General features: G+C 73.9%; 19 protein-coding genes. 12 read left to right on the top strand and 7 right to left on the bottom strand.

Translation table 11 applies throughout. The features are described 5' to 3' along the window. The 7 genes from BCD48_RS52975 to BCD48_RS29060 all read left to right on the top strand — a co-directional run. Window positions 1-201 (top strand): hypothetical protein (locus BCD48_RS52975; protein ID WP_131804121.1); only part of this gene is annotated, 201 nt, incomplete at its 5' end. A gap of 142 nt (window positions 202-343) precedes the next feature. Continuing rightward, window positions 344-502, top strand: coding sequence for a hypothetical protein (locus BCD48_RS51615; RefSeq protein ID WP_157910580.1), 159 nt, complete (start codon window positions 344-346; stop codon window positions 500-502). A gap of 43 nt (window positions 503-545) precedes the next feature. Further along, on the top strand, window positions 546-1,793 hold the full coding sequence (locus tag BCD48_RS29080) for a mycofactocin-associated electron transfer flavoprotein alpha subunit (protein WP_071051585.1): 1,248 nt from the start codon (window positions 546-548) through the stop codon (window positions 1,791-1,793). Continuing rightward, window positions 1,786-3,153, top strand: a complete 1,368-nt coding sequence (locus BCD48_RS29075) for an FAD-dependent oxidoreductase (protein WP_071051584.1) — start codon at window positions 1,786-1,788, stop codon at window positions 3,151-3,153. Before BCD48_RS29080 ends, BCD48_RS29075 begins: the two co-directional genes overlap by 8 nt. Further along, on the top strand, window positions 3,150-3,518 hold the full coding sequence (locus BCD48_RS29070; RefSeq protein WP_241842066.1) for a ferredoxin family protein: 369 nt from the start codon (window positions 3,150-3,152) through the stop codon (window positions 3,516-3,518). The genes BCD48_RS29075 and BCD48_RS29070 overlap by 4 nt, the downstream gene beginning before the upstream one ends. 77 nt (window positions 3,519-3,595) lie before the next feature. Then, window positions 3,596-4,582, top strand: coding sequence for a mycofactocin-associated electron transfer flavoprotein beta subunit (locus tag BCD48_RS29065; protein ID WP_071051583.1), 987 nt, complete (start codon window positions 3,596-3,598; stop codon window positions 4,580-4,582). A gap of 229 nt (window positions 4,583-4,811) precedes the next feature. Further along, on the top strand, window positions 4,812-5,678 hold the full coding sequence (locus BCD48_RS29060; protein ID WP_071051582.1) for a hypothetical protein: 867 nt from the start codon (window positions 4,812-4,814) through the stop codon (window positions 5,676-5,678). Window positions 5,679-6,116: 438 nt separating this feature from the next. Here the strand turns inward: BCD48_RS29060 and BCD48_RS54175 are convergent, their stop codons facing one another. After that, window positions 6,117-6,278 (bottom strand): ABC transporter permease subunit, encoded by a 162-nt coding sequence (locus BCD48_RS54175; protein WP_274536589.1) that lies wholly within the window; start codon window positions 6,276-6,278, stop codon window positions 6,117-6,119. 365 nt (window positions 6,279-6,643) lie between these two features. Here BCD48_RS54175 and BCD48_RS29055 point away from each other — a divergent pair, with 365 nt between their 5' ends. Next, on the top strand, window positions 6,644-7,039 hold the full coding sequence (locus tag BCD48_RS29055) for a DUF2267 domain-containing protein (protein WP_071051581.1): 396 nt from the start codon (window positions 6,644-6,646) through the stop codon (window positions 7,037-7,039). Between the two features lie 271 nt (window positions 7,040-7,310). Next, complete coding sequence (gene cas6, locus BCD48_RS29050) at window positions 7,311-8,234, top strand: CRISPR system precrRNA processing endoribonuclease RAMP protein Cas6 (protein ID WP_071051580.1); 924 nt, start codon at window positions 7,311-7,313, stop codon at window positions 8,232-8,234. Between the two features lie 451 nt (window positions 8,235-8,685). On the opposite strand, the gene BCD48_RS55040 is transcribed toward cas6, so the two are convergent. Continuing rightward, window positions 8,686-11,784 carry a helix-turn-helix transcriptional regulator gene (locus BCD48_RS55040; RefSeq protein WP_071051579.1) on the bottom strand — a complete coding sequence of 1,033 codons (3,099 nt, stop codon included), beginning with the start codon at window positions 11,782-11,784 and terminating at the stop codon, window positions 8,686-8,688. 85 nt (window positions 11,785-11,869) lie between these two features. Then, on the bottom strand, window positions 11,870-12,088 hold the full coding sequence (locus BCD48_RS29040; protein WP_071051578.1) for a hypothetical protein: 219 nt from the start codon (window positions 12,086-12,088) through the stop codon (window positions 11,870-11,872). Window positions 12,089-12,493: 405 nt separating this feature from the next. On the opposite strand from BCD48_RS29040, the gene BCD48_RS29035 reads away from it, so the two are divergent. Next, window positions 12,494-13,498 carry an ABC transporter ATP-binding protein gene (locus BCD48_RS29035; RefSeq protein ID WP_071051577.1) on the top strand — a complete coding sequence of 335 codons (1,005 nt, stop codon included), beginning with the start codon at window positions 12,494-12,496 and terminating at the stop codon, window positions 13,496-13,498. Further along, on the top strand, window positions 13,495-14,370 hold the full coding sequence (locus BCD48_RS29030) for an ABC transporter permease (RefSeq protein ID WP_071051576.1): 876 nt from the start codon (window positions 13,495-13,497) through the stop codon (window positions 14,368-14,370). Before BCD48_RS29035 ends, BCD48_RS29030 begins: the two co-directional genes overlap by 4 nt. Here the strand turns inward: BCD48_RS29030 and BCD48_RS29025 are convergent. The 4 genes from BCD48_RS29025 to BCD48_RS29010 form a co-directional block, all read right to left on the bottom strand. Beyond that, window positions 14,343-15,320: a DMT family transporter gene (locus BCD48_RS29025; protein ID WP_071051575.1), complete on the bottom strand. Its 978-nt coding sequence runs from the start codon at window positions 15,318-15,320 to the stop codon at window positions 14,343-14,345. The two genes, BCD48_RS29030 and BCD48_RS29025, sit on opposite strands and share 28 nt — an antisense overlap. Before the next feature lie 55 nt (window positions 15,321-15,375). Then, entirely contained in the window at window positions 15,376-16,917 is a 1,542-nt protein-coding gene (locus BCD48_RS29020) for an MFS transporter (protein WP_071051574.1), read from the bottom strand. 104 nt (window positions 16,918-17,021) lie between these two features. Next, a complete protein-coding gene (gene bfr, locus BCD48_RS29015; RefSeq protein ID WP_198543436.1) occupies window positions 17,022-17,492 on the bottom strand; it encodes a bacterioferritin in 471 nt (156 codons plus the stop codon). 333 nt (window positions 17,493-17,825) lie between these two features. Beyond that, on the bottom strand, window positions 17,826-18,755 hold the full coding sequence (locus BCD48_RS29010; protein WP_071051572.1) for a proline dehydrogenase family protein: 930 nt from the start codon (window positions 18,753-18,755) through the stop codon (window positions 17,826-17,828). A 225-nt stretch (window positions 18,756-18,980) separates the two neighbouring features. On the opposite strand from BCD48_RS29010, the gene BCD48_RS29005 reads away from it, so the two are divergent. Then, window positions 18,981-19,484: a hypothetical protein gene (locus BCD48_RS29005; RefSeq protein WP_083419361.1), complete on the top strand. Its 504-nt coding sequence runs from the start codon at window positions 18,981-18,983 to the stop codon at window positions 19,482-19,484. Window positions 19,485-19,554: the final 70 nt, after the last annotated feature.

The raw sequence follows: 19,554 nt of genomic DNA, 5'->3' as shown, positions 1-19,554 counted from the left end.
AGGCCAGTCGCGGAGGGCTCCGAAGGCGACACAGCCCAAAGCGGCTGGCAGGCTGGCCGAAGGCCAGTCGCGGAGGGCTCCGAAGGCGACACAGCGGGTGGCCTGCCGTTCACGCTGGACCGCGTCGGCGACTGCCTGTCCCCCCGCCGCGCTCACGCCGCCGTCGTCGAGGGCCAGCGCGCGGCGGTGGCGCTCGCATGAGGCGGCTGCTGAAGCGCCAGCCCAGAGGGCTCTGGACGCCCTCCATACGTGGTTACGGGCCGACGCGGACAACGGCGGCCCGGCTGGCGCGCCGTCACCAGGTGGGCACCCGCCAGAACGGCGCACGGGTAGGGGGTGCGGCGTGATCTACGAGATCGAGTGGACCATGGGCGAAGAAGTCGTGCCGGGGTTCCTCGCCCTGTTCACCGCCGAGATCGAAGCGGGCAGTCTTGAGGAGGCACACGGCATCCTCGACGACATCGTGATGGAGAGTGATCGTCTGTGGCGGGAGTTCTGCTGATCGTCGCGGGCATGCCCGCGCCGTCCGCCCGGGACCTCGCGCGATGACCGAGACCGTGCTTTCCCAGACGGCACCCGTCGCGCCGGACGCACTGGCGACGACGCCGGCGCCCCTGCCGGGGCTGACGGTCACCGGGACGGTGGCGGTCGTCGTCGCGCGCGGCGGGCAGGTGCCGCCGGGCGGCGCCGAGGCGGTGGCGGAGGCCGGCGGGCAGGTGCTGGTTGTCGGCTCCGGGGCGGCCGAGGCGGCCGTGACGCTGCACCGGGCCACCGGCGGCGGCCCGGCGGCCAAGGTCTGGTGGGCCGACACCGGGCCGGGCCTGCGGGCGGGAGCCCTCGCGTGCTCGCTCGCCCCGCTGCTCGCCGCCGCGGACCTCGTCGTGCTGCCCGCGTCCGCGGACGGCCGCGACCTCGCGCCGCGGCTGGCCGCCGCGCTCGACGTCCCACTGCTCGCCGGCGCCGTCCAGGCCGGGCTGGCGGGCGACGGTCAGGTGCGGGCGGAGCTCGCCCGCGTCGACGGCCGGCTGCTCGTCACGGCGACGTGCGCGGCGCCCGCCGTCGCGACGCTGCTGCCAGGTGCGCGGTCGGTGTACGACGGTCCAGCGGAACCGGTGGAGGCGGGGGCGCCAGCGGCGGCGGAACCGACGGCGCGGGCGGCGACGAGCCCGGGCCAGATTCCCCAGCAGGCGTCCGCGGGCGCCCTGGTGCCGGTCGAGGTGGCGCTGCCCGCCGCGCCCGGCGGCATCGTCGACGTCGAGGTGGTCGAAGTGCTGGAGCCGGACCCGGCGACGATGGACCTCGGCGAGGCGCGCCGGGTGCTCGGCGGCGGCGCCGGTCTCGTCGCCCGCGACGGCGGCCTCGCGGGTGTCGGGCCGGCCGCCGCGTTCGAGCTGCTCGCCGGCGTGGCCGCGGCGCTCGGCGCGTCCGCCGGCGCCACCCGGGTCGTCACCGACGCCGGCTGGATGGGCTACGACCGCCAGATCGGCACCACCGGTGTCACCCTCGACCCCGAGCTCTACATCGCGTTCGGTGTGTCCGGCGCGAGCCAGCACACCGGGGGCCTGGGCGCGCCACGCCACGTGGTGTCCGTCAACACCGACCCGAGCTGCCCGATGACGGCGATGGCGGACCTCGGCCTGGTCACCGACGCGGGCGACCTGCTCGTCGAGCTCGCCCGCCGTCTCGGCGTCCCCGGTCCTACCGGATCCGCCGGCCCCGCCGGTCCCCCGGCCAGCCCGGCCAGCCTGGCCGCCGACGTTCCCAACCCGCGTGCGGAGATCACCCATGGCTGACGAGCAGGCCCCATACGCTGGCCCGGGTACCTCCCCCGGCACGGCCGTTGGGGACCGGCCGGCGGACGTCGACGTCATCGTCGTCGGCGCCGGGCCCGCGGGCGCCGCGGCCGCGCTGGCCGCCGCCCGCGCCGGCGCGTCCGTCGTCCTGCTGGAGCGCGGCCCGTTCCCCGGCTCGAAGAACGTCTACGGCGGTGTCATCTACGGCCGGATCCTCGACGCGGTGCTGCCGAACTGGTGGGAGGAGGTGCCGGTCGAGCGCTGGGTCGTCCGCCGCTCGACCATGGTGCTCACCGAGACGCAGGCGCTCACCGTCGACTTCCGCACCCAGACCTGGGCCGGCCCGCCGTACAACGGCATGACGGCGTACCGCGCCGACTTCGACAGCTGGCTCGCCGGCAAGGCGACCGCCGCCGGCGCGCGGCTGGTCACCTCGACGGTCGCGACCGGGCTGCTGCGCGACGCGGCCGGCCGGGTCGTCGGTGTGCGCACCGATCGGACCGACGGCGAGCTGCGTGCCAGGGTCGTGATCGCCGCCGACGGCGTCAACTCGTTCCTGGCCAAGGAGTCCGGCCTGCTGCCGAAGGCCGACCCGAAGCACCACACCCTGGGCGTCAAGGAGGTGCTGTCGCTGCCGCGCGAGGTGATCGACGAGCGCTTCGGGCTGCGCGGCCAGGAGGGCCTCGACATCGAGATGCTCGGCAACACCCGCGGCATCCCGGGCGGCGGATTCCTCTACACGAACAGCGACACGGTCAGCATCGGCGCGGTGCTCGCCCTGCCGGGCCTGGCGGCGGCGAAGGTCCGGCCGGAGGAGATCATCGCCGACCTGAAGGCGCACCCCGCGATCGCGCCCTACCTGCGCGGGGCGACGGTGAAGGAGTACGCCGCGCACCTCATCCCCGAGGGCGGCTACGACCACATGCCGGCACTCGCCACGGACGGCCTGCTGATCGCGGGCGACGCCGCCGGGATGACGCTCGCCGCCGGCATCTGGCTGGAGGGCGTCAACTTCGCGATCGGCTCCGGCCTGGTCGCCGGCCGGGTCGCCGCCGAGGCGGCCGCCGCCGGCGACGCGTCGAAGAAGCGGCTGGCCCGCTACCGGGACGAGCTGGAGAAGCAGTTCGTGCTCGCCGACCACAAGCGGCTGCGCGGCGCACCCGAGATCATCCTGTCGGAGCGGATCCAGCGCCGCTACCCGGGGCTCGTCGCCGACCTGGTCGAGAGCCTGTTCACGGTGACGAACCCGGAACCGAAGCCGGGGGCGCTGGCGCTGCTGCGCCGGGCCGCCAAGCGCAACGGCGTCAGCCTGCGCGAGCTCGCCCGCGACGGACTAAGGATCGGGAAGGTATTCCGGTGAGCCGGTTCGGTTTCAGGAAGCCGGTGGGTGCCGCCACCGCGCCCGCCGCCACCGAGGCCGCGGAAGGCGGCGGCGGGCGGCTCGGCGACATCGCGTTCGAGGACCGGATGGCGACGGTCGACTTCCGGGTCGGCGAGCGGGCGCACATCGTCGTCGACTCGGACGTCTGCCGCTCCTGTACCACCCGCGCCTGCGTCACCGCCTGCCCGGCGAACCTGTTCGCGCCGACGGCGGACGGCGGGATCCTGTTCAACTACGAGCAGTGCTTCGAGTGCGGCACCTGTTACATGGTCTGCAACGGCGAGGGCGCGCTCACCTGGACCTACCCCGACGGCGGCCAGGGCGTCGTCTTCCGCCAGGGCTGAGGGCCAAAGGGCGCGCGATAATGATCTTCCTTCGCGCGCCCGGCGGCCCTTGTCCCGAAGTCAAAAGGAGGACGGCGATGACGAACGCGACAGGTGACGGGGCCCGTGGGGGCGGGCCGCTGGTCGTCGTGTGCCTGCGGGTCACCGATCTGCGGCCCGAGGTCGATCCACTGACCGGCGTGGTGACACGCTCGGCGCACGGCGCCGGGCTCTCGGCGGCGGACGAGGCGGCGCTGGAGCGCGCGCTGGCGATCGCGCGGGCCTGGTCAGGGCGGGTGCTCGCGGTCGCCGCCGGCTCGCCTATCGTCGAGGGCCCGCTGCGCGCCGCGGCGGCGCTGGGCGCTGCGGTCCTGCGCGTCGCCTGGCCGCCGCACGACGAGGCCGACGGCCACGGCGCCGCTCCCGGTGCCGCCTCGGCGGTCAACGCCGCGTCGGCGGTCGACCCGGAGCCGTTCGGGCCGCGCGCGGCCTACCTCGCCGACCTCGCGGGCGACACGCGCGCGCTCGCCGAGGTCCTCGTCGACGCGATCCGGACGGTCGGCGAACCGACGCTGGTGCTCTGCGGCGACCTTTCCCCCGACCGCGGCACCGGCGCGCTGCCCGCGCAGCTCGCGCACGCTCTCGGCGCCGCGCAGGCCCTCGGCCTGGTCAGCCTGACGCCGACGGACGACGGCTGGCTGCTCGCCGAGCGCCGGCTCGACGGCGGCCGCCGCGAGCGGCTGCGTGTGCCGACCCCGGCGGTCTGCTCGGCCGAGGCCGCCGGGCTGCGGCTGCGGCGTGCCGCGCTGCCAGCCCTGCTCGCCGCCGGCGACGCGCCGGTCCCCGCCGCCCGCCCGACGCGGCCCGCGGTGGGCGCGGTCGAGGTCGTGGACGTCCGTGCCTACCGCCCGCGGGCCCGGGTAGTGCCTCCGCCGGCGGGGGCGACCCCGCGGGACCGGCTGCTGGCGCTCACCGGCGCCCTCGTCGCCCACGATCCGCCCACGATCATCGGCCCGACGGACGCCGGGCAGGCCGCGGACGCGCTGGTCGCCTACCTCGTCCGCAACGGCTACCTCACGGCCTGAACGCCCAGGCCCGCCGTCGCCACCTCGCGTCGCGAACACCGCACGCCGTCTCGCTACTTCGCGCCCATGGCCGCCTCTAGCCGCCGGAAGGCTCACGGGGAGACTCTTCGGGCCGATTTCTTGCCCGAGAGCGGGTAGACGAGCGTAACTCAGTCCGGTTATTGAATCGGCATTAATGGGCTTCTTACGTGTTTGCTATTTCCTGTCCGCGTTCTTTATGGTTGGCAGCATGCCGAGCGGGGAACACGAGTCGCCGCTGGAGCTGGCCGAACAGAATCCGGAGGTCCTCGTCTGGTTGCTGGAGAAACTTTTCGACGTCAAGGTGTCCGGCTATCATCACGCCCGGCCGCAGCCCACCGAGGTCCGGAAACTGGTGCCCAGCACCTACCGCGCCGACGGGATGATGCTGCTGTGCGATGCCGCCGACCGGTCGCTGATGTCGGTCGTGTTGGAGGTCCAGCGCGCCTGGGACCCGGGCAAGCGCTGGACCCTGAAGACCTACGTCGCGCACCTGGAGGCCGAGCTGGAGGTCAACGCTGCGCTGCTGGTCTACTGCCCGAGCGCGGCGGTTGCCCGCCGCTACCGGGAAATGTTCGAGTCGGAGGGCGTCAGCCTGCATCTGCGCCCGCTCGTCTTCACGCCGGGGGACGTGCCGCTGGTCGTCGACGTCGAGCGGGCGCGGGTCGAGCCGGCGTTGGCGATGTTCTCCGTGCTCTGCCACGGTGGGGACGCCGGCATCGAGGCGTCCTTTCCCGCGCTGACGGAGGCACTGCGAGCGCTCGGTCCGAGGAAGGGTCCCTTATATCATGAGATCGTGCTGGCTGGGTTGCCAGCGGCGCTCTGGGATCGTTGGGAGACGCATATGAATAGCGCCCTTGGTCGTCCATACCGCAGCAAGCTGCTCGGCGAGACCGCCGCCCGCGCCCACGCCGAGAGTGCGGCGCGAATGTTGCTGACCGCACTCGATGCCCGTGGGGTGCACGTCACTGAAGATGTCCGCGATCGGATCCGGTCCTGCACGGACCTGGACCAGTTCGACACCTGGTTGCGCCGCGCGGTCACCGCCACCACCATCGACGACGTCATCCACGAATAGCCCAGGTACGGCCGGCAAGAATGCACACGGCCGCATAAACCGCGTCGGCGGCCCGACCGGCCGAGGTCAACGTGACCGGGTTCCTTGATCCCTGCGGATTTTTTGCGAGCTCACCGAAGCCGGGGCGCGCAGGGACCGAAGCACAACGGGGCAGCGGGAGAGGGCAATGGATGAGTCGTGTTTCCGCGCCGCCGCGGACGGGAGCCGGCGGGGAGGACGACCGCCGGCCGCGCGGCAGCGCTGGACTCGCCGCGACCCGGACTGCCTCCTACCCCACGCAGCCCCCGCTCTCCGGGCTGACCTCCTCCACCGCAGGCGCCCCTCGCGTCGGGAACGCCGCCGGGCGCGCCCGCGTCACCAGCGGACGACGAGCCTTTCCGCCAGGTTCACCAGGCCGAGCAGGAACAGGGCCACGAAGGCCGAGACGAAGATGGCGCCCTACATCTGCACGAGGTTCATGTACGTGGTGGCCTGGACGACGACCGCGCCGAGGCCCTTGTTGGTGCCGGTGAACTCGGAGACGATCGCGCCGATCATGGCCATCATGACGGCGATCTTCGCGCCGGCGAACAGATGGCCGAGGCTGCCGGGGACGCGCAGGGTGAAACTGTCTGCAACGACGAGATGATCCGAGAGACGAGAGAGCGGCCCTCCGTCGATTACATGTAATCTGCCCCCGGATCAGAGGCCACCGCGTCCAGCCAGGCAGGAGCGCGCCGTCCGGCGGTCGGTCGCCGTCCGGGGATCGGTCGCCGTCCGCCTCGGCCCACCGCCACGGCCGCCTGCCTCATGACTCTCCGCCACCCGTGCGCCCCTCGCGTCGTACGTCCCTCGCGCGACGGTGGACACCATGGGGCCGTCACCTGGCGTTTTGTCCGTGGCGGACTGGGGACGGGCAGGGGTTGTCGGTCTCAAGCCGGTCCGGCCCGAGACCGCTCCGGGTCACGAGTGAGAGGGCAGCCGAGATGAAGCAGGACCAGCTTGTGTCCGCGATCCGCGTCACCGGCGGATTCGAGTCCGCGCGGCAGGCGGAGACGGCGATGCGCGCCACCCTTACCGTGCTCGGCGAACGGATCTCCGGCGGAGAGACGCGGAACCTCGCCTCCCAGCTGCCGGCGGCGTTCGCCGAGGCGCTGCCACCCAGGGGCGGCGGCGAGCGGTTCGACGTCCAGGAGTTCTATCGCCGGGTCGCCCAGCTCGAAGGCGACGCCTGCACGGAGCCCAAGGCCCGCCGCCATGCCCGCGCCGTCGTCGCGGCGCTCAAGGCCAGCGTCTCGCCGTCGGAGTTCGAGGATGTCGCCGGCCAACTGCCCGCCGACTACGCCGATCTCCTCAGCCGCGAGTCGGTCATCCACTATTAACGGCACCTTCGCACGGCAGATGCCTCGCGGTGGGACATCCCCCGTCGGGCCGAAAATTTCCCGAGATACCCTCCCGAGAGGGTCACTCGACCGCGACCTGCGGCGCAATAGCGGACGAAGCAGCCGTTCCCCGGTGGAAATCGGTTTCGACGTAACACCAGAGTGACCCAGGCCACATTGTCGACGGCGCCGTCGGCTACACTCCCCGCTGCAGGGCAGCTGACTGTGCTCGGCTGGTTGCCCACCGCGCGGGATGATGGCGGAGGCTCGGATGCCGTCGATACTTCTCGTCCGAATGGCGGGCGCCATTCCGGATGCGGCCCCTCGCTGGCTGCTTGCCGCGGCGAGCGCCATCTGCGACCCCGCCGACGGGGCGCGTGCCGACGAGGCCAGGCCGTTCAGCGTCGGCCCGCTGGTGCCCGACGCCGGACCCAACGCCACCGGGCTCGGCGGCACCGGGCTCGGCGGGCGCGGCGATGCCGGCCTGGCCGGCGCGTGGGAGCCGTCCACGTGCGGCACGCCGGGCCGCGGCGGCGCCGTGACGACCTGGCGGCTGGGCTGGCTCGCGGACGACGCGCCGCTGCCCGGGTGGCAGCCGGACACGGTCCGGTTCGGCTCCCAGGTACTCCCGGTCGTCGGCGCCGACCTGCACCGGTACTCCTACGCCGAGCTCGCGCAGGGCCGGCCGGCCCGCGGCGCCCGGCTGACGATGAACACTCCGACGTTCTTCTCCCGGGACGGGCGCGACCTGCCGCTGCCCGACCCGGCACTGGCCATCGGCGGGCTGCTCGCCCGCTGGAACACCTATGCGCCCGGGCCGCTGCGGATCGGCGCCGACGACGCGCGGGCCCTCGTCGAGGCGGTCTTCCTCGACGGCGTCTGGGGCGCGAGCTCCGAGGTCGAGCTCGGCCACGGGCTGCGCCAGGTGGGATTCGTCGGGCAGGCCGACCTGCGCCTGCTCGCGGCCACGTCCGACTACACCGCGACGATGTTCGCCGCGCTCGCCCGGTTCGCCGCGTTCGCCGGCGTAGGAGAGCGCACCGCCCACGGCTTCGGCGCGGTGGACGTCGACGTTGTCGATGTCGTCGACGTCGTGCGCGCGCCGCGGCAGATGGCGCCGGTCGCCGTCCCACCGAGCCGGCGCTCGGGCCGCGCCCCGGTCTCCTCCCCCGCCGCCAGGACCGTCAGGCGGTAACCGGCCACCCCGGTATCCGGGATGGTGAGGTGCCTGACGTCGGCCGCGAGGTACCGCAATGCACTCGCGGCAGCCGGCTGCCCTACGTGCCCAGGGGAGTTTAGGACGGGTTCTCGGAGTCCGCGGTGGCCGTCTGCGCGGCGGCCGGCGAGGCCATGGCCGTGGCCATCGGAGTCGAGCTCCCCTCTCTGGGCTCACCGGTCCCAGCCCGGTGATCAAACCGAAGGCGGTCGTCGCGCCCGCGAGCAACGCACAGCTCAGGCCGACCAGCGTCGTCGGAAGCACAACGACGCTCAGCCCGAGCCCGACCGCGGCGCCGGCGGCCAGCGCCGCCAGTGCCGGGATCTGGTTGCGGGCAGGCTGCGAGCCAATGACCAGCCGGCTCTCGAACGCCAGCGACGCCAGCAACGCGCAGGCAAAGCCGAGCAGGACCAGGGTCGTCGTGAGAGGACTAGCGGCGCGCGACGGGACGGTGGTCGGGGATGGCGGCATCAGCGACGTCGGTGTCGTCGAACAGCCGCAGGCGGTGGGCGACGGCGGCGGCCTCACCGCGGCTGGTGACACCCAGTTTGCCGAGGATGTTCGAGACGTGGGTGCTCGCGGTCTTGCGGCTGATGAACAGCGCCGCGGCGATCTGCGGGTTGGTGCTGCCGGCGGCGACGAGGCGCAGCACGTCCAGCTCCCGCGCGGTCAGGCCGAGCGGCGGGCCGTCCGCGGTGGCGGCCTCGCACTCGTCCTCGGCCGGTGCCTGCCCGCTTTCCGGGCCGGGCAGCGCCAGGCGGCCCTGCGCGGCGAGCAGGCGCAGGTCACGGCGCAGCAGGTGCGCGCCGAGCGCGGCCGCGGCGGCCGCGGCGGCGCGCAGCTCGTCGCCGGCCGCCGCCCGGTCGCCGACGGCGAGCAGCGTCTCCGCCCGCCGGTAGCGCGCCCGGGCCGCCTGATAGGGGACGCCGAGCGCGGACCAGGCCTTCGCCGCGCTCGCCCACGGCTCCGGGTCCGGCCGGCCCTCGGCCCTGGCCAGCTCCCCGGCGATCACCGCGCGGCAGGCCTCGCCGGACACGGCCCGCTCGAACGGCATCTCGGCCGCGAGCGCGGCGACCCTGCCGGCCGCCTCGAGGGCGTGGCGCAGGTCGTCCTGGGCGCGCAGGGCTCTGGCGACGCCCGCCGCCTCGGCGGTGGCACCCATGGCGGTCGCGAGCAACGGCGCGGCGTAGCGGACCACGTCGGTGAAGTCGAACGCCTCGACGGCGCGCACGGCCGCCAGGGCGTCGGCGACGCCGTCGGTCAGCGCGCCCGGCTCGCCGCGGCGCAGGTCCAGGTCGATGCGCAGCCGCAGCAGCGGCATCGTGTATTGACTGCCGAGATAACGGTAGGCGAGCGTGCCCTCGGCGGCGGCCAGTGCGGTCCCCGCCTCGTCGAGCTGGCCGCGGGCGAGCGCCAGGTCTCCCCGCAGCTGCTCCAGGAACAGCGCGTGGATCCCCATCGGGGCGAGCTCCGTCGTCTCGGCGAGCAGCTTCTCGGCCTCCTCCCAGCGGCCCGCGCCCAACAGTGCCTCGATCACATTGCCGGCGAGGAGCAGACCGTGGGTGCGTTCCTGGCCGAGCCGGCGGGCCAGCCGCAGGCCCTCATGCCCCGCGGCGATCGCCTCGTCGAACCGGCAGCCGCCGAGCCAGGTGTCGGACTCGTTGGTGTAGCTGGACAGCAGCAGGTCGTCGTCGCCCAGCTCGTGGGCGATCGCCCGGCCCAGGCGCGCGTCCTCCGGCAGGGTCCAGGCGCTGGCGAGGCAGGCGGTGCTCATCAGCGCCGTCCCCTCCACCCGGCGCGCGCCGGTGGCACGGGCGACCGCCAGCGCCTCCTCGATCGCCTGCAGCGCCGCGGCGCGCCGCGGGACCATCGACAGCGCCTTGCCCAGCGAGACGAGCACCTTCGCCCGCGTCGGCGTGGGCGGCTCGGCGGGCATCAGCCGGACGGCCTCCTGTGCCTCCTCGACCCCGTCCGAATGGCCGAGCATGCGCAGCAGGAAGCTCTGCTCCGTCAGTGCCAGAGCCAGGCGCACCGGGTCCCCGAGAAGGGCGGCCTCGGTGCGAGCCCGGTTCGCGAGGTCCAGCCCGCGGCGCAGCTCGCCGGCCATCTTCGCCGCCGTGATCGCGGCCTCCAGGACCCCCAGATGGTCGAGGCCCGCCCGGTCCGCCGCGTCGGGCACCTCGTCCCAGCTGGCGAGCGCCCGCTCGTAGTGCCGCAGCGCCTCGGCGAAGGCATAGGCGCAGGCCGCGGCGCGGGCGGCGGTCAGCAGGGCCGGCAGCGCCCTGGGATGCTCGCAGGCCGCGTACCAGTGGTAGGCGACCGCCGCCGCGGCCCGCGCGCCGCCGCCGACCAGGCCGGGGTCGGCCTCCAGCGCTTGCGCGTAGCGCCGGTGCAGGTGGGACAGCTCTCCGGGCAGCGCCTCGTGGCGCAGGGCGCCGCGGGTCAGCGCGTGGCGGAAGCAGTAGGCGTCGTCCGCCGGGGCGACCATCAGCACACCGGTGGCTACGGCCGCGCGCAGCGCATCCCACAGCTGCTCCTCGGGCAGGCCCAGGACGGCGGCGAGAAGCTGGTGCTCGACCCGCTGGCCGCCGGCGGCCGCGACCCGCAGCAGGTGGCGCGTCGCTGCCGGCAGCGCCTCGATCCGGGCGAGCAGCGCGTCGCGCAGCGTCGGGCTGATCGTGTCGACCCCGCCCGCGCCGGCGGCGCAGACCAGCTCCTCGACGAAGAACGCGTTGCCGTCCGAGCGGGCCATGACGGCGTCGACGAGGTCGTCCGGAGGCGCCTCGCCGAGGACGGCCGCGACCAACTCGGCCACCTCGGCCCTGCCGAACCGGGCGAGCTCGATCCGCTCGACCCAGCGCAGCCGCTCCGAGCCGGACATCCAGCGCAGTCGCTCGGACTCGGCCAGGAACGTCCGCAACGGGTGGCCCGGCCCGACGCCGTCGGCCCGGTAGGTCAGGACCAGCGTCGCCCGGCAGCCGCGCAGGTTGCGCAGCAGGAACGCGGCCAGCGCCCGGGTCGAATGGTCCGCCCAGTGCAGGTCCTCGATGACGAACAGCACCGGCTGCTCGGCCGACAGTGCCTCGACGACACCGAGCACAAGGTCGAACAGCCGGCCTATGCCGTTGCCTATGCCGTTCCCCTGGGCGTCGTCACCCGCGGCCGCGGGGATGGCCGCGGGGCCCGCGACCTCGGGCAGAAGGCGGGCCAGCTCGTCGCGGCGCCCGCCCGCGAGCCGCGCGAGCGCCTCCGGGCCGATCCGGCGGGCAAGCCCGCGTAACGCCTCGATGACCGGGGCCAGCGGCAGCCCGTCGCCCTCGAGCTCGACGCAGCCGCCGGCGAGCACGGTGTGCCCCGCCGCGGCCGCCCGGGCGGCAACCTCCTCGACCAGCCGCGTCTTGCCGACGCCGGCCTCGCCGCCGATGATGACGCCCGCGCCGTCGCCGTCGGCCGCGCGCCGCAGCGCGCCCTCAAGCCGGGCGAGCTCGGCCGCGCGGCCGACGAACACCGAGCTGGCGAGTTGCGTCATGACTCCTAGTCTGGCTGACAGCTGCGACAACTCCACCCGGTTTTCGGCCACCGGCCGGCAGTCCTCATCACTTTCAGCATTACTTTCAGCGCCGCCGGCCGCTCGACGCCCGCCGCCGGGCGCCGCGGCCTTCGGCCGGCTCGTCGGGGTAGACGTCCTCCGGGTCGAGCGCCAGCCGCCCGCTCGCCGGTGTCTCGTCGGCGCTCGCCCGCGCCGCCCGGGCTGACCGGGCCGCCGCCGCGTCCCGCCGTAGCTGGTCTCCGTGCTCGCCCGCCGCCGCCGCGGCTATCTGCCAGGACAACATCGTCTGTCACGTCCTCTCGCGCCCCTCGGCGCGTGTCCCCGTCTTCGTGTGCCGCTTTCTACGATCACCGTCGGACGGGGGTGAGGGCATCGGGCAGGTGCCCGATTCCCGCCCGGGCCGACCGCCCTACCCGTGGGCGCGGCTGTCGGATAGCGGACAGGGCCCAGGCCCACGGGACGCGCGCCGGCCGCGCCCGCGCCGACCGGCCGAGGGTGCCGCGCAACTGACCTGCGCGAATGGTGACGTCGAGCATCCAGGTGGCGCGGCCGTGTGTTCCCGGCCCGACGCGATGTCACCCGGCGTACATGTCAAGGCCGGCATGTCGCTACCTCCGGGGTCAGGAGGGCCCACGCGGTACCCCTAAGGTGGACGGGACGGACAGCCGACAGACCGCGAGGTGGGCGGATGATAGAGGCGCGCAGCCTGACAAAGCGGTATGGCAGCAAGACAGCTGTGGACGACCTCACGTTCAGCGTCCAGCCGGGTGTGGTCACCGGGTTCCTGGGCCCGAACGGCGCTGGGAAGTCCACTACGATGCGGGTGGCCATCGGGCTCGACCGGCCAACCAAGGGCAAGATCACCGTGAACGGCCGCGCCTACCGGGACTTCTCCGCCCCGCTGTGCGAGGTCGGCGTGCTGCTCGAGGCGAAGGCCGTGCACACCGGCCGGTCGGCCTACAAGCACCTGCTCGCGGTCGCGCAGACGCAGGGCATCCCCCGCCGGCGGGTCGACGAGGTGCTGGGCCTGGTGGGCCTGTCCGACGTGGCGGGCAAGCGGGTCGGCGGCTTCTCGCTCGGCATGGGGCAGCGCCTCGGGATCGCGTCGGCGATGCTCGGCGACCCGGGGGTGCTCATCCTCGACGAGCCGGTCAACGGGCTTGACCCCGAGGGCATCCGCTGGATCCGCACCCTGCTCCAGACGCTCGCCGCCGAGGGCCGGACCATCTTCGTCTCGTCGCACCTGATGAGCGAGATGGCGCTGACCGCCACCCACCTCATCGTCGTCGGGCGCGGCAAGCTGATCGCGAACATGTCGGTCGAGGACTTCATCCGGTCCGCCTCCGGCGACCTGGTGCACGTGCGCTCCCCCGAGGCCAACCGGCTCGCCGAGGTGCTCGACCGCGAGAACGCGAAGACCACGCCCACCGGGCTGGACACGCTGGCGGTCAACGGCCTGACCGCGCAGCGGATCGGTGACCTGGCGTTCGAGGCGGGCGTCCCGCTGCACGAGCTCACCCCGCGGCAGGTGTCGCTGGAAGACGCGTTCATGGACATCACCCGTGACGCCGTCGAGTACAACCACGGCCAGCCGCAGCAGGCACGCGTCCCGGCCTCCGCGACCGCTGCCGGCGGCTCCGTAGACGACGGCTCCGTCGGGGCCGGCGCGACCACCGCGAGGGGGCGGGCATGACCACCACACCACTCGGGTCCGGCGAGACCCTCCAACCGCGGATAGCGGCGCCGGCACCCGTTCGGCAGCCGGCCGCGTTCCACACGACCGCGAAGGTCACGATCTCCCGGGTCCTGCGCTCCGAGTGGACGAAGCTCACGTCGCTGCGCTCCACGATGTGGACGATGCTCGCGGCGCTCGTCGTCACGGTCGGCTTCGGTTGCCTCATTCCCGCGATCACCGTCAGCGAGTGGCACAACTCGACTCCGCAGGAGCGGGCCGAGAACTTCACCGAGCCGGTGATGACGAGCCTCGCCGGCGGATACTTCTCCCAGATCGCCATCGGCGTCCTCGGCGTGCTGCTGATCACCGGCGAGTACTCGACCGGGATGATCCGCACGTCGCTCGGCGCGGTCCCGCACCGGCTGCCGGTGCTGTTCGCGAAGGCCGCCGTGTTCGGCGTGGCCAGCTTCGCGCTGTCCCTGGTCTCGATCCTCACCGCGTTCTTCTGCGGGCAGGCGATCCTCCATCAGATCGGCCTCGGCGTCTCGATCGGCGACCCGCACGTCGTGCGGGTGCTGCTCGGCGGGGCGTTCTTCGTCACCACCATCGGCCTGCTCGGGCTCGCGCTCGGAACCCTGATCCGCAGCACCGGCGGCTCGATCGCCGCCCTGCTCGGCCTGATCTTCGTGGTGCCGATCATCACCGGCCTGCTGCCCGGCGACTGGGGCAGCATCCACAAGTTCGTGCCCGACGGCGGCGGTGAGGCGCTGGTGACCGTCGTCCGCGACTCGGACGTGATGACGCCGCTGGGCGGCCTGGTCGTCCTGCTCGCCTGGATCGTCGTCGGCCTCGGCGCGGCCGCCTACACGATGGTCCGCCGGGACGCCTGAGCCTGGGGCCGCCGTCCGGCGCCGCCCACCCGGCGGCGCCGGGCCGGCTCCTGGGTGGGCACCACAACCGGAGGGCCTGCCGGGCGCGGCGTCGGGAGCATCCGAGCGAGGCCGATGACGCCGACCACGACCAGCACGGCCGCGGCCGTGATCCCGACGACCTGGTGGGGCGCGGTCGGCGCCGGGACGCCGTAGACGAGCACGGCGAGCAGGTATGACACAACCGGGTTGGTGATGTTCATGCCGGTCACCGCGCCGGCGAACGGCCCGGAGGCGTAGGCCGTCTGGCTGAGCGTCATGCTCGTGATCATCGCCACGATCAGCGCGTAGACGTACCACGAGGTCGCCAGCGCGACGAAGCCGTGGTCGACGGCGAGCCCGACGGTGCGCTTGATGAGCACCGCGTTGAGCGCGTAGAAGAACCCACCGGCGATGCCGAACATCGGCGCCCGCAGCGACGGGGGCTGGCCGAGGGACACCATCGTGATCGTGACGGCGACCGCGACCGTGACCACGATGGCGGCGATGAGACGCGCGTCGTCCACATGCACGACCGCGGGCGGCTTGCCGCGCACCGTCAGCAGGACGGCGAGCCCCGCGGACACCGCACCGGCGGCCCACCAGGCCCCGTGCGGCAGCGGGCGGCCCGAGCCGACCCGGGACAGCGGCAGCGCGAACAGCAGCTGCGCCACGATGAGCGGCTGCACGACCGCCACCGAGCCCAGATAGAGCGCTCCCGCCTGGACGACGAAGCCTCCGAGGTTGGCCAGCCAGCCGGCGAACCACAGCGGGTCACGCATCAGGGCCAGCATCAGGCCGTGCCCGGGGACGACCCTGTCGAGCGCGGGCGAGCCACGGCGGCTCGCCCGCATCGCGGCCCGTTGCTGCAGGACAGCCGACCACGCCCACAGGAACGCGGCGAGGAGGCTGAGCGCGACGACGATCAGCACGGTGGGCGGGACGCCCCGGCGGCGGTGAACACGCCGTCAGCGCCTCGCATGGGCCTCACGATAGCGGCGGAACCGGTCGCCTGTTAGCCCGTCCGGACGTCGCGAACATGAAGGCCAGCGGGCGCATTGCGGAACGGGCATCTCCCCCACCGATTGCCCCTTCCCCACCGATCGGCGATGCAGGGGGTCGACGCCTGCCAGGACGTCCCGCCTTGTCAGGCTCGGCCGCCAATCGGCGGGACCCCGCGGAGGGGTCGGTGCAGAGGAGGCTGTCGGCGGCGAGGCGCGCGGGCGGTGGCGCCGGGTTGGGCACCGGGGTCACGGCGTCTGGTCGGGTGCCTGGTGGGTGCGGTGGGCGTGGTGGCCTGCGCTCGAGGATGGGGCGCAGGGCGACAGCGGCGACGACGGGCGCGGCGGCGACCAGCAGGAACGCGCGCGACCAGCCGGTCCCCGTGACGAGCAGGCCGACAAGCGGCGGGGTCGCGGCGGCGGCGACGAAGTTCAGCGTGTTCTCCGCGGCCATCGCGGTCGCCGCCCGGCCGGGTGGCGCGAGCTCGCCGGCCGCGGTGAACGCCAGCCCGTTCCAGCAGACGGTCAGGGCCGTGACGAGCACCAGCACCGCCACGAGCAGGCCCACGGGCGCCGTGGCGGTCGCCGCGGCGGCGGCCACCATCCCCGCCGCGGCGGCGACGGCGAGCACCCGCAGTGGGCGCAGCCTGGCCCCCACCCGGTCGCTCCAGGCGCCGACCAGGATGCGCGCGAGCGCGCCCGCCGCCTGCGCGACGGTCAGCACGACGGCCGCGCGCTGGGCGCTCATCCCCCGGCCGTCGTGCAGCACCTCCACCAGGAACGCGACCATGGTGAACTGCGGCACGACCAGCAGCCCCGCGGCCACGCTCAGCCGCCACAGCCGCCGGTCACGCAGTACGTCCCGGGTCGACGCCGCCCTTCCGCCTGTGAGGTCCGGCCCCACCGGCCCCGCGGACACCGCCGGCCCCGCGGCCGCGGGCCGGGGGGCGGCCGCGCGCACGGCCTCCGGTGGTTCCCGGATGAACGCGAGCACCGCGATGCCCGCGGCCAGGCAGCAGGCCGCGAGGGCGTAGAAGGCGGCGGCGACGCCGAACCGGCCGGTCACCGCCGGCAGCCCGGCGGCGGCGAGCCCCGAGCCGGCCGGTACGGCGCACTGGCGGATCCCCATCGCGACGCCCCGGCGCGCGCCGGGGAACCAGGTCAGCACGGCCCGGCCGCTCGCCGTCGTGACGCTGGCCCCGGCCGCCCCGGCCAGCGCCAGCAGCACCGCCCGGGTGGCAAGATCGTGGCCGAGCCCGGCGCCGAACAGGCACGCCGCCGCACCGGCGAGCCCGGCCGTCATCGCCGGGCACTCCCCGTACCGGTCGACCACCGGCCCCCAGGCGAGCAGCGTCAGCAGGATGCCGGCAGTCGGGCAGGCCAGCAGCAGTCCCAGCCCCCCGAGCGTCAGCCCGTGCTCGGCCCGCAGCGCCGGCCCGATCCCGGCGAGCCCCTGGAAGTACGCACTGGTGGTCGCCTGCGCCACGGTCCCGACCGCGAGCACCACCCATCGGTAGCCCGCACCCATGCTTCTCACACCCTGATACTACTATCTCATATTCTGAGATATGAGAGGGTCCGGCGGCCCGCGCCGGGCACGCGGGCTGGCGGGCCGCGGCCGCCGGCCGGCGCTCAGTCGTGGATCTGCTGAGCCAGGTAGTTCTCGGTTCCGATCTGCGCGATCAGGTCGTGCTGGGCGTCGAGCCAGTCGATGTGCTCCTCCTCGTCATGCAGGATCCGCTCGAGCAGCAGCGCGGAACCGATGTCGCCGCGCTCTCGGCACAGCGCGATGCCGGGGCGCAGCACGTCGACCGACCGCTCCTCGTGATTGCGGTCGAGGGTGAGCTGCTCGGGCACGTCCTCGCCGATGGCCAGCGTGTGCAGTCGCTGGAGGTTGGGGTGCCCACCGAGGTAGAGCACCCGCTCGATGAGCTCGTCGGCGTGCTTCATCTCGTCGATCGACTCGTGGTAGGAATGCTCGGAAAGCCGCTTGTACCCCCAGTTACGCTGCATACGCGAATGCAGGAAGTATTGGTTCACCGCCGTCAACTCGTCGGTGAGCACCGCGTTCAACAGCTCGATGATCTCCGTGTCCCCGCGCATGTTCATGCACCTTCCGCCATCACCCCGCCGTCGCGGGCGGGCAGGTTATCCGAGGGCGGAGCACTTGTCCGGCCACGATCCGTGACCAGCGAAGACGACGCGCGACCGCCGCCAGTTCCACCCAACAGACAGCAAACCACAGAAATGACACAGGTGGTATGGGCGGGCATTACAGCCACCAAGGCGGCATTATTCAGGCCCGCCTAACCTTCGCGGAGGTAAACCTCACTGAGGTAAACCTCACTTCTCGGTGAATTCGGCGTGCCCGAACGGCGCGGCCGAACGGGGCATGACCGTTCACCGCCCAACCCGGCGTCACTGCGCCGGGCTGCGTCAGGAGCGGGTGCGCAGGGCGCGCAGGAATAGGGCCAGGTTGGCGGGGCGCTCGGCCATCCGGCGAAGCAGATATGCATACCAGTCGGGGCCATAGGGCAGGTAGACCCGGACCTGGGCGCCGAGGCTCGCGAGCCTGAGCTGCTCGTGCGGTCGCACGCCGTGCAGCAGCTGGTACTCGAAGTCGTCCCGGTCCCGGTCGCGCGCGTCGGCGAGGCGGCCCGCGAGCGCCAACAGACGTGGGTCGTGGGTGGCGACCATCGGGTAGCCGTCGCCGGCCATCAGGATGCCCAGGCACCGGGCATAGGACGCGTCGACGTCGGCCCGGCGGGTGAAGGCGACGTCGCCCGCCGCGCGGTAGGCGCCCTTGCACAGCCGCACCCGCGAGCCGGCGACGGCCAGGCGGCGGCAGTCGGCCTCGGCGCGGCGCAGGTAGGACTGCAGCACCGCCCCGGTGGCCGGGAAGTCGCGGCGCAGGTCGGCGAGCACCGCCAGGCTCGCATCGACGCTGGTGTGGTCCTCGGCGTCGATGGTCACCGTGGCGCCCACGGCGGCCGCGCGGGCGCAGATCTCCGCGGCGTTCTCGTAACAGATCTTCAGGCCGCCGTAGGGCACCAGCCGGCCGAGCGCGGACAGCTTCACCGAGACGTCCAGCCCGGCGGCGAGCCCCGCGTCCTCCGCGAGGTCGAGCAGCGCGAGGTAGCCGTCGGTCGACTCGCGCGCGCTGGCGAGGTCGACGCCGCTCTCACCGAGCCGGTCGACGGTGGCGGCGATCCCGTCGGCGGCGAGCCCGCGGACCGCGTCGAGGGCGTCGACCGGCCGCTCACCGGCGACGAACCGGTCGACCACGCGGCGGGTCGGCCTGGTGGCGACCACGAGCTCCCGCGCCCTGGCGCTGCGGGACGCGGCGAGCAGCACCCCACGGATCATCCGACGCCTCCTCGCGGTCGTGGCGCGGGCCGCGCCGTACCGGCGTGGGCGTCGTCACTGGCGGTGTCCCCACCGGCACGGCTCCAGCCTCAGCCACCCAGCCGGCCCTGTCCATTCGGCATCGTCGCGAGCCGCGCCGGTGCGCGACAGGGGGACCACGCCACGATCCCGACATGCCGCCGCACAGCCACCGGATACACCTGCGTGGTCGCTAAGTTGCTTTCCGTGAAAGAGCGGACACCCCATGCACGGCACCGGCGGCTCGGCCACCGGATCGCCGCCTTCGTCACGGCCACGGCCGCCGCCGCGTCCTGCGGCGCGGTCCTCGGCCAGGCCACCCCCGCCGTGGCCGGCGGCGACCCGACCCGCGACTGCCTGCCAGGCGCCAGGGCCAACATCCCGTCCAACCACGACTACCCGGTCTCGGCGGCACACCTGGCCGGCGGCTACTACGCCCAGGCCGGCCTGTTCTGGCCGCCGGCGACGGCCGCCGTCTGCAAGACCGCGCCCGACCTGCGCCAGCCGCTGATCAGGATCGGCCAGGGCGGCTGCGACGCCAGCGCCCTGCCGTTCCTGATCCCCGACGCCTCCCCCGCCGCCTACACCGACATCACGCCGCCCACCTGGGGCACGTTCCTGCCCGCGGGCTGGTACTACCTGGGCGAGCCGACCACCCCGGGCTGGGCCACGGTCTGCTGGTACGTGCTCAAGCCGAAGGTGACGGCGTAGCCCAGCCAGGCCGCATCGCACGCAGGGCGCCGGAAGTTCCCCGACATCCGCGCGCAGCATGCCTGTTACG

This window comes from Pseudofrankia coriaricola (assembly GCF_001854805.1).
Taxonomy (GTDB): Bacteria; Actinomycetota; Actinomycetes; order Frankiales; family Frankiaceae; genus Pseudofrankia.
This window is presented reverse-complemented; position numbering and strand designations above follow the sequence as displayed.